The organism is Streptomyces sp. NBC_01335 (genome assembly GCF_035953295.1).
Lineage (GTDB): Bacteria > Actinomycetota > Actinomycetes > Streptomycetales > Streptomycetaceae > Streptomyces.
This window is the reverse complement of the sequence record NZ_CP108370.1, coordinates 4,783,322-4,796,889: the sequence shown is the minus strand read 5'-3', so window position 1 is coordinate 4,796,889 and position 13,568 is coordinate 4,783,322. Positions and strand designations below refer to the sequence as shown.

Genomic DNA, 13,568 nt, shown 5'->3' with positions numbered 1-13,568 from the left:
GGCGCGGTGAGGTGGAACGTTCCGTGATCCCGAGTCGTCTTCGCACTCGGCGGACCCCTCTTCGTACGCGGCCGCCTCGCCCCGTCCTCGTCCGACGGGACAGCCTTCAGGGACCGGACCATCCGCACGGGACCACCGCGCGAAAGCGAAGGAGCATGTCGTGTCAGGACAACGCAGGGCGGACGGCACGCCCGCCTCCTCCGGAGGGCGGCGCCGACGGCGTACGGGCCGCCGTACGGGACGGTGGATCGCGACAGCCGCGTCCATCCTCGTCCTGGGCGCGGCGGGCACCGGCGGCTGGGCGTACTCCCACCTCAGCGGCAACATCAAGGGCGCCGACCTGGACGACTCACTCGGCGGCGACCGGCCCGAGGCCGCGGCCGGGGGCCAGAACATCCTCGTCATCGGCTCGGACAGCAGGAAGGGACTCGGCGACGCCTACGGCAAGAACCTCACCACCATGCAGTCCGACACTCTGATGCTGCTGCACACCGGAGGGGACGGGAAGTGGGCCTCCGTCGTCTCCTTCCCCCGTGACTCCTGGGTGCGCATCCCGTCCTGCGCGCGGGGCGACGGCTCCACCACCAAGCCCCACCCGTTCAAGATCAACGAGGCGTACGCCATCGGCGGGTCCACCGGCGACGAGGTCAAGGCCGCGGCCTGCACCATCAAGACCGTCGAAGCCAACACCCACGTGCGCGTGGACCACTTCCTGATCGCCGACTTCCACGGTTTCACCGGAATGGTCAACGCCCTCGGAGGCGTGGAAGTCTGCCCGAAGGAGGACATCCACGACACCAAGGCCCACCTCGACCTGAAAGCCGGCTGCCAGCTCGTCCGGGACGACAAGGCCCTCGGTTACGTGCGCGCCCGCTACGGCATCGGCGACGGCTCGGACATCGGCCGCATCGGCAGGCAGCAGGAGTTCATGCAGTCACTGGCGGCCCGCGCCAAGTCCAAGCTGTACAACCCCACCGCGCTGTACGGCTTCCTCGACTCCGCCACCAAGTCGCTGACCGCCGACCAGGACTTCGCCGGCATCAAGCCGCTCTACAGCCTTGCCGGCAGCCTCAAGGGCATGGCCACCGATCGCATATCCTTCCTGACCGTCCCCAACTACCCCCGCGAGCGCGACATACCGACGGACAAGGCGAACGTGACCTGGCAACAGCCGGCGGCCCTGAACCTGTTCAAGGCCCTGAACGAGGACCGTGAGACAACTCCGGCCGCCCTCAAACAGGCTGCCGGCGAACTCCCCGCGCCGGCCGGCACGGTCAGCGTCACCGTCCTCAACGGCACCGGCACCCGGGGCAAGGCCGCGGAGGTCGCCGAAGGGCTCCGCGCCCTCGGCTTCCAGATCGCCGGCACCGGCAACGCCCCCGCCCACGCCGGGAGGACCACCCTCGCCTACACCCCGGACAAGGCGGAACAGGCCAAGGCCCTCGCAGGTCGGCTGCCAGGTCTCACACCGACCCCCGCCGCACCGGACGCCTCCGCGGGCATCACCCTGACCATCGGGCCCGACTTCCCGGCTCTCACCGACTGACGCCCGGCCACGGGGGCTGCCGCACGGACCGGCTCAAAGGCGCTACCGCGCCCCGGCCTCGCCCGCCGCCTTCCGAGCGCCACCCTGTCCCGGCAGCACCTCGATCGGTACGGACTCCGCCTCGGGGGCGACCACGACCTCCGGGACGTCCACGGCCTCAGGAACGTCCGCGACCTCCGCCACGTCGGCCACCGCCACGTCGGCCACCGGCGCGTCCGGGAGCACCGCCGACACCCGGAAGCCGCCCGCGTCGGTCGGGCCCGAGACGAAGACACCGCCGAGCGCGGTCACCCGTTCCCGCATCCCGACGAGCCCGTTGCCGCCGCTCGGGAGGTGGGCGTCGGCGGCAGCGGCGTCGGACGGGCCGTTCTCCACCTGCATCGCGACCTCCGCCTCGCGGTGCGCGAGCCGTACCCACGTCTTCGCGCCGGCCGCGTGCTTGTGCACGTTGGTCAGCGCCTCCTGCACCACCCGGTACGCGGTCCGCTCGACCTGCGGGGCGTACGGGCGCGGGTCGCCGTCCACCGACAGCTCCACGGTCATGCCCGCCTGCCGGGACTGGGCGACCAGCGCCTCCAGCTCGCCGAGGCGCGGCCCGTCCTCCGGCGCCGACGCGGCGGCGGCCGCGGCAGCGGCGGCCCGGCCCACCGAGGCCAGCGGCTGGCGGCCGTCCCCCGGGCCCGGCCCCGCGCCCGCCCCCGTACGCGGCGCGACCAGGGTGTCCCCGCTGCGCAGCACGCCCAGCATCTCGCGCAGCTCGGTCAGCGCCTGGCGCCCCATGTCGCCGACGAGCGCGGCGTTCCGTACCGCCTTCGCCGGGTCCTTCGGCGCGATGGCCTGGAGCGCCGCCGCGTGCACCACCATCAGGGACACCCGGTGCGCCACCACGTCGTGCATCTCGCGGGCGATCCGGGTCCGCTCCTCCGTACGCGCCCACTCCGCGCGCTCCTCGGCCCGGTCCGCGAGCAGCGACAGCTCCCGCTCCAGCGAGTCGGCCCGTTCGCGCAGGCTCTCCATCAGCCGTCGGCGCGCGCCGATGTAGAGGCCGAAGAGGAGTGGGGGCGCCGTCAGACCCAGCGCCATGAAGAGGGAGACGACCGGGGCGTACCAGTCCCCCGGCACGGCGGCGGAGGACGCCTGGTCGACGAGGTTCCGGCTCAGCCGCACGAACGTGACGACGAAGCTGCCGACCAGCGACATCCCGGTCAGGACGACGGTGATCCTGCGCGGTACGTCGGAGGCGGCGAGCGAGTAGAGGCCGACGAGGCCCATCAGGAAGCCGACCTCGGCGGGCGTGGTCGCGATCGACACCAGCACCACGACGATGGGCCACCGGCGCCGCAGCACCAGGACCGACCCGGCCAGCAGCCCGAAGAGCACGCCGACCGGTACCGGCAGCCGGGCCTCCTGGGCGAACTGGATCCCCTCCAGCCCGCACTCCAGCGCCGAGACCAGCGCCAGCCCGACGTCCAGGGCGACACCGCGCCGCCGTTCCCACCACCAGTAGCCGCGGGTGGTCATTCCCGCCGCCTCCCGGTCTGCCCCCGTTGCGGTCATGCCATCCACCCTACGGGCGGGCGCATCCCATTTTCGGGTGACCGCAACAGCACGACACGTGTTCGAGCGACGGGGGGAGCCGGGGAGGGATCCCAGGAAGCGGCGCTTCACGAGGCCTACCAGCAGCAGAGGGTTTTCCGGGCGATCACGGCCACGTGATCGATGCCACCGGCGGGTGGGCGGCGGCGCCTGCGGCTGAATTCCGACATCGAACACCGGAGACGGCTTGCCTCGCACATCCCGAAAAGTACCCATCCGCACCGTCGCATCGAGGGGCGGGGGTACGGCATAGTAGGGGCTGCCGATCACCCGGTTCCACAGAATCGGGCACATAGGGCAATCCATCCCGGGTCGTCTAATGGCAGGACAAATGGTTTTGGTCCATTGAATGAGGGTTCGATTCCTTCCCCGGGAGCTCTTCGACGCGGGCCCCGACCTCACCGGTCGGGGCCCGCGCCCGTTTCCGGCAGGTGCACCCCCGGTATCCTGCGGGTGACCGCACCCGAAAGCCGAAGGGCACATCCGTGAGCGCCAGCAGCCCCGCAGCAGTCGTCGTCCTCGCAGCGGGTGGAGGCACCCGCATGAAGTCGAAGACGCCCAAGGTCCTCCACGAGGTCGCCGGGCGCTCGCTCGTCGGGCACGTCGTCGCCGCCGCCCGCGAACTCGCCCCCGAGCGGCTCGTCGTGGTGGTCGGGCACGCCGGCGAGCAGGTCGTCGCGCACCTCGAAGCGCACGACGCGGGTGTACGCACCGCCTTCCAGGCCGAGCAGAACGGCACCGGCCACGCCACCCGCATCGGGCTCCAGGAGCTCGGCGGGGTCGAGGGCACGGTGATCGTCGTCTGCGGCGACACCCCGCTGCTCTCCGGCGAGACGCTCGGCGCGCTCGCCGCCACCCACGCCACGGACGGCAACGCCGTCACCGTGCTCACCGCCGAGGTGCCGGACTCCACCGGGTACGGCCGGATCGTGCGGGACCCGGTCAGCGGCGCGGTCACCGCGATCGTCGAGCACAAGGACGCGAGCCCGGCCCAGCACGCGATCCGGGAGATCAACTCCGGGGTCTTCGCCTTCGACGGCCGGCTGCTCGCGGACGCGCTCGGCAAGCTGCGCTCGGACAACAGCCAGGGCGAGGAGTACCTCACCGACGTGCTCTCGATCGTCGGCGAGGCGGGCCACCGGGTCGGCGCCTCGGTCGCGAAGGACCACCGGGAGATCCTCGGCATCAACAACCGGGTACAGCTCGCCGAGGCCCGCCGCCTGCTGAACCAGCGGCTGCTGGAGCAGGCCATGCTGGCCGGCGTGACGATCGTGGACCCGGCGTCGACGCTGGTCGACGTGACGGTCACCTTCGGGCAGGACGCCGTGGTGCACCCCGGTACGCAGCTGCTCGGCGCCACCCACGTCGCGGAGGACGCCGAGGTCGGCCCGAACTCCCGGCTGAAGGACACCGTGGTACACGAGGGCGCCCGGGTCGACAACACGGTCTCCGACGGTGCCGAGGTCGGCCCCGGTGCCACCGTGGGCCCGTACGCCTACCTGCGGCCTGGCACGAAGCTCGGCGCGAAGGCGAAGGCCGGTACGTACGTCGAGATGAAGAACGCCACGATCGGCGAGGGGACCAAGGTCCCCCACCTGTCCTACGTGGGCGACGCGACCATCGGCGACCACAGCAACATCGGCGCGGCCAGCGTGTTCGTGAACTACGACGGGGTGAACAAGCACCACACCACGATCGGCTCGCACTGCCGTACCGGCTCGGACAATATGTTTGTGGCACCGGTCACGGTCGGGGACGGGGTTTACACCGCCGCGGGCTCGGTCATCACCAAGGATGTACCGGCAGGTTCGCTGGCCGTGGCCCGGGGCCAGCAGCGGAATATCGAGGGCTGGGTCGCGCGCAAGCGGCCCGGAAGCGCCGCCGCTCAGGCCGCCTTGGCCGCCACGCAGGATTCCGACGGCGAAAGCTGACCGGAAACACGTGCGCCGGAGTCGGCGTACCGTGATAGATGCTCACCCATTTCGGCTGGCACGTTGCACATCGGGACACATGCGTGCAACGGTCAGATACACGTCTGAGGAGACTGTGCTGTGACCGGGATCAAGACGACCGGCGAGAAGAAACTGATGTTCTTCTCCGGCCGCGCCCACCCCGAGCTGGCCGAGGAGGTCGCACACCAGTTGGGTGTCGGTCTCGTGCCGACGAAGGCCTTCGATTTCGCCAACGGTGAGATCTACGTCCGCTTCCAGGAGTCCGCGCGCGGAGCCGACTGCTTCCTGATCCAGAGCCACACGGCTCCGATCAACAAGTGGATCATGGAGCAGCTGATCATGCTGGACGCGCTGAAGCGCGCCTCGGCACGTTCGGTGACGGTGATCGTGCCGTTCTACGGTTACGCCCGCCAGGACAAGAAGCACCGCGGTCGCGAGCCGATCTCGGCGCGTCTGGTCGCGGACCTGATGAAGACGGCGGGTGCCGACCGCATCCTCACCGTCGACCTGCACACCGACCAGATCCAGGGCTTCTTCGACGGCCCGGTCGACCACCTCTTCGCGCTGCCGATCCTCGCCGACTACGTCGGTGCCAAGGTCGACCGCTCGAAGCTGACGATCGTCTCCCCGGACGCCGGCCGCGTACGGGTCGCCGACCGCTGGTGCGACCGTCTGGACGCCCCGCTGGCGATCGTGCACAAGCGTCGCGATAAGGACGTTCCGAACCAGGTCAGCGTCCACGAGGTCGTCGGCAACGTCGAGGGCCGGGTCTGTGTCCTGGTCGACGACATGATCGACACCGGTGGCACGATCTGCGCCGCCGCCGACGCCCTGTTCGCGCACGGCGCCGAGGACGTCATAGTGACGGCCACCCACGGTGTCCTCTCCGGCCCGGCCGCGGACCGGCTGAAGAACTCCAAGGTCAGCGAGTTCGTCTTCACGGACACCCTGCCGACCCCGGGCGAGCTGGAGCTCGACAAGATCACGGTGCTCTCCATCGCCCCGACGATCGCGCGCGCGGTGCGCGAGGTCTTCGAGGACGGTTCGGTCACCAGCCTGTTCGAGAGCGACGAGCACTGACCGGTACGTACCTGACCGGTACGCGTCGGCTCTGACCGCTGCACACGGTTCCGCCACGTTGCACGAGTAACCCGCAGGTCAGCGGGGCGCTGGTGCGGGCGGTACTGATCCACTTGGGGGACGGCCTCCCCGCCGGGTAGACTCACGGAGTTGCTCGGCGAGGGAGGCCGTACTCATGTACGGCGGTCCGTTATCGACGCGCTCTTCGTAGCAGGCCATCAAGTCGTGGCCGGGTGACCAGTCCATTTTCGTCACCTCACGAGGAGTGCAGCCATGGCCGACCAGATCAACCTCGCCGTCGAAGCCCGTTCCGAGTTCGGCAAGGGTGCCGCCCGTCGCGCCCGTCGCGCCAACCTGGTCCCCGGAGTCGTCTACGGCCACGGCGCCGAGTCCGTGCACGTCAACCTGCCGGCCCACGAGCTCCAGCTCGCGCTCCGCACGCCGAACGTCCTGATCGGTCTCGAGATCGACGGCAAGAGCGCGCTGGTCATCCCGAAGGCCGTGCAGCGCAACGCCCTCAAGGGCAACATCGAGCACGTCGACCTGCTGACCGTCAAGCGCGGCGAGAAGGTCAACGTCGAGATCGCCGTCGAGACCGAGGGCGACCTGGCCCCGGGCGCCTTCCTGCTGGAGTTCGTCCAGAACACCCTGAGCGTCGAGGCCGAGGCCACCCACATCCCCGAGTCCGTGACGGTCTCCGTCGCCGGCCTGACCGCTGGTGACTCGATCCTCGCCAAGGACATCACGCTGCCGAAGGGCTCCGTGCTCTCCGGTGACGAGGACGCCATCGTGCTCCAGGTCGTCTCCGCGCAGGCCGAGGAGCCGGCCGCCGAGACCGCCGAGACCACCGAGGCCTGAGCCTCCGTCTCGCACCGACCTGCTTGACCGACGGGGCGGCGGCCTCCCTTCCCGGGAGTCCGCCGCCCCGTCGGCCTGTGCGGGGCACCTGGCCCGTACGACCCGTACCGGCCCCCGCACTCCGGCCCGTTCCGCCCGGCCCGCATCCGAGGAGACAGCGCGCAGATGTCCGACGTCACCGACCCCTGGCTCATCGTGGGCCTCGGCAACCCCGGCCCCGAGTACACCGCGAACCGGCACAACGTCGGCTTCATGGTCGCCGACCTGCTGGCGGAGCGGATCGGCGGGAAGTTCAAGCGGGCGCAGAAGGCGCAGGCGCAGGTGCTGGAGGGGCGCATCGGCCCGCCCGGACCGGGGAACCGGCGCGTGATCCTGGCGAAGCCGCAGTCGTACATGAACCTGTCGGGCGGCCCGGTGACGGCGCTGCGCGACTTCTACAAGGTGCCGACGGACCACGTCGTCGCGATCCACGACGAGCTGGACGTCGACTTCGGCGCGCTGCGGCTGAAGCTGGGCGGCGGCGACAACGGGCACAACGGGCTGAAGTCGATGACCAAGTCGATGGGCCCGGAGTACCACCGGGTGCGCTTCGGCATCGGCCGCCCGCCGGGCCGGATGCAGGTCGCGGACTTCGTGCTGAAGGACTTCTCCTCCACCGAACGCAAGGAGCTCGCCTACCTGGTGGACCGGGCGGCGGACTCGGTGGAGTCGCTGCTCGCGGACGGGCTGGAGCGGGCTCAGGGGACGTACAACTCCTGAGCGTCCGGGGGGGGCGTCGGTGGCCGGTCCGCGGGAGCGGCGACTCCCTCTCCGCGGCTCAGGTCGGCCGACCTGCGGGAGAGCCGCCTCCGCGTGGGCGTCAGGCTCCGTCCGGCCGGGCCTGGTCGAGGAGTTGCTGGAGGCGCAGCCCCCGGGCGGCGTCGATGCCGGTGCCGGTCCCGGTGCGTACGGCGTCGGCGAACTCCCGGCGGAGCACCGGCCAGCACTCCTCGTGGTCGATGCCGGCGGTGTCGTAGACCAACTCCTCGCCGGGGCCGAAGAGTTCGATGCGGGTCCGGGCGCGGGGCAGCTGGACGCTCCCGGAGAGGGACGCCTGGCTGACCGCTCCGTTCTCGTGCTCGCAGGTCAGCTCGATCCAGCGGCGGGGGTCGCCGGTCCCCCGTACGGAGACGATCGGGGCGACGGCGCTGTCGAGCAGGTCCAGCAGGTGCGGGCCGAGGTCGAGCAGCGCACCGTGCTCCAGGCGCCAGGAGGTGGCGAACTCGCCGCCGAGGAAAGCCCCGTGGAGGTAGCAGGAGCGGGCGCCGGAGACCTCGCGGCCGGCCGCTTCGGCGAGGAAGGCGCGGGTCGCGGGGTGGTAGCGCTTGGTGAGGACGAGCTGCGAGACCACGCCGTGTTCGGCGACCGCGTCGGCGACCGTGCGGGCGGCGGCGAGGTCGGCGCCGAGCGGCTTCTCCAGCAGCAGGGCCTTGCCGGCCTTCGCGGCGCGGGGGGCGAGCGACGCCTGTACGGCGGGCGGTACGGCGAAGGCGACCGCGTCGCAGCCGTCGAGCAGCTCCTCGAAGGAGCCCGCGGCGCGGGTGCCGTAGGCGTCGGCGACCTCGGCGGCGGCCTCCGGGCGGCGGGCCCAGACACCGGTGAGGGTGGTCTCGGGTCCGGCCGCCAGCATCCGGGCGTGCATGGTGCGGGCCCACGGCCCCGCGCCGACCAGGCCGACGCGGACCGGCGGGTGCGGCCAGGCGCCGGTCGGGGTGCTGGTGGCGGGGGGCTGGGGCATGGGGTTCTCCATCGGGGGTGCGGGGCGAGGGGCGTGCGGGCTCAGGCGAGCGCGCCCAGGCGGGCGTCGGCCCGGTCGGGGTCGTAGAGGCGCTCGACGACCATGACGGCGGCCCCGGCGAGGGCGGCGCGGTCGCCGAGCGAGGTGGTGACCACCTGGAGGTGGGCCGTGGTGCGGGGCATCGCCCGCTGGTAGAGGAGTTCGCGCACCCCGGTGAGGAACGGGGTGCTCGCCAGGTCGCCGCCGAGCATCAGGACGCCCGGGTTGAGAAGGGTGACCACGGTGACGAGCACTTCGCCGACGCGCTGTCCGGCGGCGCGGGCGAGCCGGAGGGCGTCGGGCTGTCCGGCGGCGAGGTGGCGGCGCACGTCGGAGCCGGAGGCGGTGGGGATGCCCGCCGCGGTGAGCTGTTCGGCGATGGCCCGGCCGCTGGCCACGGCGGCGAGGCAGCCGTAGGAGCCGCACATGCAGAGCGCGTCGGGCCGGTCGTGCAGGCGGATGTGGCCGATGTCGCCGGCGCCGCCGTCGATGCCCCGGTACATCTCGCCGCCCACGACCATGCCCGCGCCGATGCCGGTGGACGCCTTCACCAGGACGAACGCGCCGCAGTCGGCGTAGTTCTCGCGCTGTTCGGCCAGCGCCATGAGGTTGGCGTCGTTGTCGAGGTAGACGGGGAGCTGGTCCGCCCCCGCGTCCGGGTCCAGGGCGGTCGGGCCGAAGGCGGCCGCGCCGAGGTGTTCGGCGAGCGCGGCGCGCATCCGCTCGCGGACCGGGAAGCGGTCCCAGCCGGGCATGATCGGCGGCTGGACGACCTGGGCGCTCTCCCAGTCGACGGGTCCCGGCACGGAGAGGCCGACGCCGCAGACCCGGTCCGGGGCGGTCCCCGCCTCCTCCAGGAGCGGGCCGAACCAGTGGGCGAGCCGGTCGAGAACGGTGTCGGGGCCGTCCGCGATGACCAGGCTCCCGGTCCGTTCGGCGAGGATCTTCCCCGACAGGTCGACGACGGCGGCACGGCCGTGCCGGGTCTCCAGGTCGGCGACGAGCACCACGGCGTGCGTGGGGTCGAACTCCAGCCGCGCGGAGGGGCGTCCGCCGGTGGAGGTGCCGGTTGCGCCGCGCAGCCAGCCGGCTTTGAAGAGCTGGTCGAGGCGGTGTCCGACGGTGGATCGGGAGAGGCCGGTGGCCTGTTGGAGCTCCCCGCGCGTGGTGGCCTCGCCGCTGCGGATGAGCCGCAGCAGGTGTCCCGCGCTCGCCTGGTTTCCTGCCATGTCGTCGCCGTCCTCGTCCCGTCTCCCGTGCCCCCGCGGGCCGGCCTTCACTGACCCGGCATCAGCCGGGGCCGCTCGCTGTCAGGTTGTCAGCCCTTGTCCGCGCCGCTGGTCAGTCCCTCGGTGAGGAGCCGCTCGGAGGCGAAGAACAGGATTACCACGGGGATGGTGAGGATGACCGAACCGGCCATCAGGACCGTCTTGGAGACCTCGATGCCGTTGGCGAGCTGCTGGAGGCCGAGGGAGACCGTCCACTTGTCCGGGTCGGCGGCGAGGAAGAGGAGCGCGAAGAGGAACTCGTTCCAGGCGATCATGAAGACGTAGAGCCCGGTCGCCATCAGGGTGGGCAGCGCGAGCGGCAGGATCACCTTGCGCACGGTCTGGAGGCGGGAGGCGCCGTCGATGGCGGCGGCTTCCTCGACGGAGAACGGGATGGTGACGAAGTAGTTCTTCATCATGTAGATCGAGACCGGGACCGTCTGCGCGATGTAGACGATGGCGAGTCCGACGAGGCTGCCGGAGAGCCCCATCTTCGCGAACATCACGAAGAGCGGGACGGCGAGCAGGGTGGCCGGGAAGAGGTAGACGGCCAGGAACAGGGCGCTGACGTGCCGGCTGCCGAAGAACTTGAGGCGGCTGACGGCGTACGCGCCGGGCACGGCCGCGGCCAGCGTCAGGGCGACGGTGGCGAGGGCCACCAGGGCCGAGTTGCCGAGCATCCCGAGGAAGCCCTGTCCGCCGTCCTCGGTGGACCTCAGGACACTGCGGTAGGTGTCGAGGGTGAAGTCCTTCGAGGAGACCCAGAGGTTTCCGGGGTCCACGAGCAGCGAGTCGATGGGCTTCACCGACAGCAGCAGCATGTAGTAGAAGGGCGCGATCGTGATCACGGCGAGGAAGGCGATCACGACCCAGCGGGCGATGCCGAAGAACCGGTCCTCGAACTGGGCGCGGCTCATGCGCTTCCGGCGCGGGGCGGCGGTGGCGGTGGGGGTGGGCCGGGTGGGCTGCGGCCGAGTCACGGACGGGGCGTGGGTCATGCCGACTCCTCCTGGACCTTCTTGCCGAAGAACATGAAGTAGAGGCCCAGCAGGACCATGAGGACGAGGGCGAGGATCAGCGCCTGGGCGGAGGCCGCGCCGACGTCGAAGCGGGAGGTGAGGAAGTCGTACACGCGGACCGCGACGACGTCCGTGCCCGAACCGCCGCCGGTGAGCAGGTAGATGTCGTCGAACTTGTTGAACGTCATGATGAAGCGCAGGACGGACAGCAGGGCGATGACGGGCATCATCTGCGGCAGCAGGATGTGGCGGAAGCGCTGCGAGATGGTGGCGCCGTCGACGGTGGCGGCCTCCTCCAGGCTGTCCGGGACCGCCTGGAGGCGGGCGAGCATGAAGAGGAAGGCGAACGGGAAGTAGCGCCAGGACTCGAAGGCGATGACCGTGAGCAGCGCCAGCGGGATGTCGAAGTGGGCGCCGAGCAGGCTGACTTCGTAGGAGCGGGTGGAGAGGAAGGCGATGGGGTCGTCCCACCCGAGGAGCTTGCTGCCCCACTCGTTGACGATGCCGTACTGGGGGCTGAGGGCCACCTCCCAGACGAAGGAGACGGCGACGACCGGGGCGACGTACGGCAGCAGCATCGAGGCGCGCAGGATGCCGCGCCCCCGGAACGGCTTGCGCAGGGCGAGGGCGGCGACCAGTCCGAGCACGATGGAGCCGGCGGTGGCGCCGACCGTGTAGAGCAGAGTGGTGCCGAGGCTGCTCCAGAAGCCGGGCGACCCGAAGACCTGCTGGAAGTTGTCCAGGGTCCAGTGGCCGAAGAGGCCGTTCTCCTGGATGTCGACGAGCTTGGCGTTCTGGAAGGCGAGCAGCACGGTCCACAGGATCGGCAGGATCACCACGACCAGGACGACCAGGAAGGTCGGGGTCACGAAGGCGAGGCCCGCGCGGTTCTCCCGGCTGCTGGTGGTCCGTGGGCTGCCGCGGCGCACCGTCGCGCCGCTGGTTTTCGTACTCATGGGTCGGTTACCTCGGGGGGAGAGCGGCCGTGCGGCTACTGGAGGGACTTCTGGAGGGCTGCCACTTCGTCGTCGGCTTCCTCGGCCGCCTCGTCGGGTGAGGTCTGGCCGCTGGTCATCGCTCCGATGGCCTTGGCGACGGGCAGTTCGCCGTTGGTGGCGCCGACGAGGGCGCCCTGGCCCTGGGTGAGGCCCCACCGCTGCATGTCGCCGACGCCGGCGACGAGCCGGTCGAGGAGTTCGGAGGGGTAGGCCTTCTGCATGGACTCGCGCTTGTCGACCCCCATGACGCTGGCGCGCCAGGCCTTCTGGAAGGCGCCGGGGTCGGTGGTGGTGCCGGTGCGGACGGGGATCTTGCCCTCGGGGGCCATGCCGAACCAGTCCTCGTACCCCTTGCCCATCATGTACTCGATGAACTTGGCGGAGGCGCCGGTCTCGGCGGTCTTGGTGACGGCCCAGGAGGTGATCTCGCCGAACTGGGCGGGTTCCTTGCCGTCGGGGCCCTGGAGCGAGGTGACGATGCCGGTGTTGCGGGCGAGGAACCCGGGGTCGTCCTTGCACGCGGCGCAGCTGGGCAGCGCGTCGGAGCGCAGGCCGGCCAGCTCGTCCAGGAGGAACGAGGACCAGACCATCATGGAGGACTTGCCGGAGAAGTAGGTGGCGCGGGTGGAGTCCACGGTCTGGGTGCCGGGGGCGCCGTGCTTTCCGCCCAGTTCGTCGTAGGCGGCGAAGGCGGTGCGGCAGGCGGCGGAGTCGAGGGCGGGTTCGCCGTCGTCGTCGACGAGCTGGCAGCCGTTGGCGAGGGCGAGGTCCTCGAAGCTCTGCTGGGTGAAGGCGTCCGAGGGGTCGGTGGCCAGCGATATGCCGTCGACGCCGCCCTTGTCGAGCGTCTTGGCGGCCTTCAGCGCGCTCGCGTAGGTGTCCGGTGCGTCGAGTCCGGCCTTGGCGAAGAGGTCCTTGCGGTAGACGAGGAGCTGGAGCCAGGCGTCGGAGGGGACGGCGAGGGTGGTTCCGGCGTCCTTCGTGAGGGAGAGCGCGTTGGCGTTGAAGGTCCCGGCATCCAGGTCGTGGACGACCTTCCCGGCGACCTCGGTGTTGAGGAGGCCGCTGCCGTACATCTGCCAGACCTGGCCCATGGGGACGGCGCCGATGACGTCGGGGAGGTCGCCGGCGGCGGCCGCGGACATGATCAGCTGCGGGAGCTGGGCCTCGTCCACGCCGACCAGGTCGACCTTGATCCCGGTCTCCTTCTCGAACCGGCCGACCACCTTCTTGGTCGCCGCCATGCGCGGCGCCAGGTTCTCCTGCGACCACACCGTGATCCGGTTGTCCGGCTTCTCGGCACCGGTGCTGCCGGAGCAGCCCGCGAGCAGGCCGGCGCCCAGGGTCGCGGCGAGTCCGAACAGGGTCGCCTTCGACCGTCGGGTCTTCATCACCATGCTGTGTCCTCACGCCACTTACGCACTTTCATGACGCA

The 13,568-nt window shown here is 71.1% G+C and carries 11 protein-coding genes and 1 tRNA gene; 6 read left to right on the top strand and 6 right to left on the bottom strand.

Features of this window, described 5'->3' with window-relative positions:
* Positions 1 to 160: 160 nt before the first annotated feature.
* Positions 161 to 1,546: an LCP family protein gene (locus OG599_RS20720; protein ID WP_442809484.1), complete on the top strand. Its 1,386-nt coding sequence runs from the start codon at positions 161 to 163 to the stop codon at positions 1,544 to 1,546.
* 42 nt (positions 1,547 to 1,588) lie between these two features.
* Here OG599_RS20720 and OG599_RS20715 read toward each other — a convergent pair whose 3' ends face one another.
* Positions 1,589 to 3,103, bottom strand: coding sequence for a sensor histidine kinase (locus tag OG599_RS20715; RefSeq protein ID WP_327177468.1), 1,515 nt, complete (start codon positions 3,101 to 3,103; stop codon positions 1,589 to 1,591).
* Between the two features lie 344 nt (positions 3,104 to 3,447).
* On the opposite strand from OG599_RS20715, the gene OG599_RS20710 reads away from it, so the two are divergent.
* The 5 genes from OG599_RS20710 (at position 3,448) to pth (ending at position 7,791) form a co-directional block, all read left to right on the top strand.
* Positions 3,448 to 3,518 (top strand) — tRNA-Gln (locus tag OG599_RS20710).
* 109 nt (positions 3,519 to 3,627) lie between these two features.
* Positions 3,628 to 5,073 carry a bifunctional UDP-N-acetylglucosamine diphosphorylase/glucosamine-1-phosphate N-acetyltransferase GlmU gene (glmU, locus tag OG599_RS20705; RefSeq protein ID WP_327177467.1) on the top strand — a complete coding sequence of 482 codons (1,446 nt, stop codon included), beginning with the start codon at positions 3,628 to 3,630 and terminating at the stop codon, positions 5,071 to 5,073.
* A gap of 120 nt (positions 5,074 to 5,193) precedes the next feature.
* On the top strand, positions 5,194 to 6,174 hold the full coding sequence (locus OG599_RS20700; protein ID WP_327177466.1) for a ribose-phosphate diphosphokinase: 981 nt from the start codon (positions 5,194 to 5,196) through the stop codon (positions 6,172 to 6,174).
* Between the two features lie 273 nt (positions 6,175 to 6,447).
* A complete protein-coding gene (locus tag OG599_RS20695; RefSeq protein WP_327177465.1) occupies positions 6,448 to 7,032 on the top strand; it encodes a 50S ribosomal protein L25/general stress protein Ctc in 585 nt (194 codons plus the stop codon).
* A 165-nt stretch (positions 7,033 to 7,197) separates the two neighbouring features.
* Positions 7,198 to 7,791 (top strand): aminoacyl-tRNA hydrolase, encoded by a 594-nt coding sequence (gene pth, locus OG599_RS20690; protein ID WP_327177464.1) that lies wholly within the window; start codon positions 7,198 to 7,200, stop codon positions 7,789 to 7,791.
* Between the two features lie 100 nt (positions 7,792 to 7,891).
* Here the strand turns inward: pth and OG599_RS20685 are convergent, their stop codons facing one another.
* From OG599_RS20685 to OG599_RS20665, 5 genes are all read right to left on the bottom strand, one after another.
* Positions 7,892 to 8,809, bottom strand: a complete 918-nt coding sequence (locus tag OG599_RS20685; RefSeq protein WP_327177463.1) for a Gfo/Idh/MocA family protein — start codon at positions 8,807 to 8,809, stop codon at positions 7,892 to 7,894.
* Positions 8,810 to 8,850: 41 nt separating this feature from the next.
* The gene (locus OG599_RS20680; RefSeq protein WP_327177462.1) at positions 8,851 to 10,077 is read right to left on the bottom strand and encodes an ROK family transcriptional regulator; all 1,227 of its coding nucleotides are present in this window, start codon (positions 10,075 to 10,077) and stop codon (positions 8,851 to 8,853) included.
* Positions 10,078 to 10,166: 89 nt separating this feature from the next.
* Complete coding sequence (locus OG599_RS20675; protein WP_327180115.1) at positions 10,167 to 11,033, bottom strand: carbohydrate ABC transporter permease; 867 nt, start codon at positions 11,031 to 11,033, stop codon at positions 10,167 to 10,169.
* 77 nt (positions 11,034 to 11,110) lie between these two features.
* Positions 11,111 to 12,091: a carbohydrate ABC transporter permease gene (locus OG599_RS20670; protein WP_327177461.1), complete on the bottom strand. Its 981-nt coding sequence runs from the start codon at positions 12,089 to 12,091 to the stop codon at positions 11,111 to 11,113.
* A 35-nt stretch (positions 12,092 to 12,126) separates the two neighbouring features.
* Positions 12,127 to 13,530, bottom strand: coding sequence for an ABC transporter substrate-binding protein (locus tag OG599_RS20665; protein WP_327177460.1), 1,404 nt, complete (start codon positions 13,528 to 13,530; stop codon positions 12,127 to 12,129).
* Between the last annotated feature and the right edge of the window lie 38 nt (positions 13,531 to 13,568).